The organism is Burkholderia sp. Ap-955 (assembly GCF_011753045.1).
GTDB classification, from domain to species: Bacteria; Pseudomonadota; Gammaproteobacteria; order Burkholderiales; family Burkholderiaceae; genus Burkholderia; species Burkholderia lata_D.
The window spans coordinates 1-1,777 of sequence record NZ_VWWH01000204.1 but is presented as its reverse complement, the minus strand read 5'-3'; the positions used below and the strand labels follow the sequence as shown (position 1 = coordinate 1,777).

The following is a 1,777-nucleotide window of genomic DNA, read 5'->3' as shown; positions in this document are numbered from 1 at the left end:
TCCCGCGGCACGGCCGCGGGCGGCTACGGGCCGCGCCTCGCGAAAACCGCCGCACCGGCCGACAAGCCGGCCGCGAAGCCCGCGCTCGTGCGCCCGGCGCTGAACGGCGAGAAGCCGGCGGCGGCCACGGCTGGCACGTCCGACGATGATTGGGAGACCTTCTAAACCATGCCGCACGCGCGCGCGCCGTTTCGACCCGATGTACCGGATGCCTCGCCTCGCGCGGGCGAGCCGGGGCGCGACTTCGCGTTCACCAGCGCGGATTTCGCACGCATTCGCGCGCTGATCCATCAACGCGCGGGAATCTCGCTGTCCGAGCACAAGCGCGACATGGCGTACAGCCGTCTCGCGCGCCGCTTGCGGGCACGCGGCCTCGACACGTTCCGCGACTACCTCGACCTGCTCGAGCAGGAAGACGATCCGCTCGAGTGGGAAGCGTTCACCAATGCGCTGACGACGAACCTGACCGCGTTCTTCCGCGAGTCGCACCATTTCCCGATCCTGTCGGATTTCGTGAAGGGGCGGCCGGCGCCGGTCTCGGTCTGGTGCTCGGCGGCGTCGACCGGCGAAGAGCCTTACTCGATCGCGATCACGCTGATCGAGGCGCTCGGCGAATCGGCCGCGCGCGGCGCGTCGATCCTCGCGACCGACCTCGACACGCAGGTGCTCGCGAAGGCCGAAGCCGGCATCTACACGTACGACCAGGTCAAGCACCTGGCGCCGGAGCGGCTGAAGCGCTTCTTCCTGAAGGGCACGGGCGCGCAGGCCGGCCGCGTGAAGGTGCGCCCCGAGCTGCGCGCGATGATCCGCTTCGAGCAGCTGAACCTGACCGATGCGGATTACGGGATCGCGAAGCCGTTCGACGCGATCTTCTGCCGCAACGTGATGATCTATTTCGACAAGCCGACGCAGGGGCAGGTGCTGTCGCGCTTCGAGCCGCTCGTGAAGCCGGGCGGGCTGCTGTTCGCCGGCCATTCGGAGAACTTCACGTATGTCACGCAGGCCTTCCGGCTGCGCGGGCAGACGGTGTACGAACTGACCCGCGACGCCGCACAGGGCACGCGGCCGCGGGGCGCGCAGGCGTCCGCGATGCCGTCCCCCGCGCGCATGCATGCCGCGGGCGCCGCATCAGCTCTTGGAGAGCGCGGATGAGCGCCCTGCCGATCGCCACCAATCGCTACTTCGACAACCACTTCGGCCGTCCCGGCGTGAAGCTGCTGCCGAACGAGTTCTACACGACGTCCGAGGACATGGTGCTGATGACCGTGCTCGGCTCGTGCGTCGCCGCGTGCCTGCACGACCCGTACGCGGGCATCGGCGGGATGAACCACTTCATGCTGCCCGACGACGGCGCCGATCCGGGCGCGGCCGCGTCGGAATCGATGCGCTACGGCGCGTATGCGATGGAAGTGCTGATCAACGAGATGATCAAGGCCGGCGGGCGCCGCGAACGCTTCGAGGCGAAGGTGTTCGGGGGCGCCGCCGTGCTGGCCGGGATGACGACGATCAACATCGGCGACCGCAACGCGGATTTCGTGCGCCGCTACCTGGCGCTCGAACGTATCCGCATCACGGCGGAAGACCTGCAGGGTGTGCACCCGCGCAAGGTCGCGTTCATGGCGGCCACGGGGCGCGCGGCGGTGAAGAAGCTGCGGCTGCAGGTGCCGGGCGTCACCGAGCGCGAAGCCGCGCTCGCCCGCGAGGCCGATCGCGCCCGCACCGCACGGCCGCGTCCGCAGGTCGAGCTGTTCGCGGCGAAGCGTCCGGCCCCGCCGCA

At 69.8% G+C, this 1,777-nt stretch carries 2 protein-coding genes; both read left to right on the top strand.

What is annotated here, in order from left to right:
- Nucleotides 1-168: 168 nt before the first annotated feature.
- Nucleotides 169-1,152, top strand: coding sequence for a CheR family methyltransferase (locus F3J15_RS37300; protein WP_069246861.1), 984 nt, complete (start codon nt 169-171; stop codon nt 1,150-1,152).
- A partial coding sequence (gene cheD, locus F3J15_RS37295; RefSeq protein ID WP_166897806.1) for a chemoreceptor glutamine deamidase CheD occupies nt 1,149-1,777 on the top strand: 629 nt, incomplete at its 3' end. The genes F3J15_RS37300 and cheD, both read left to right, overlap by 4 nt.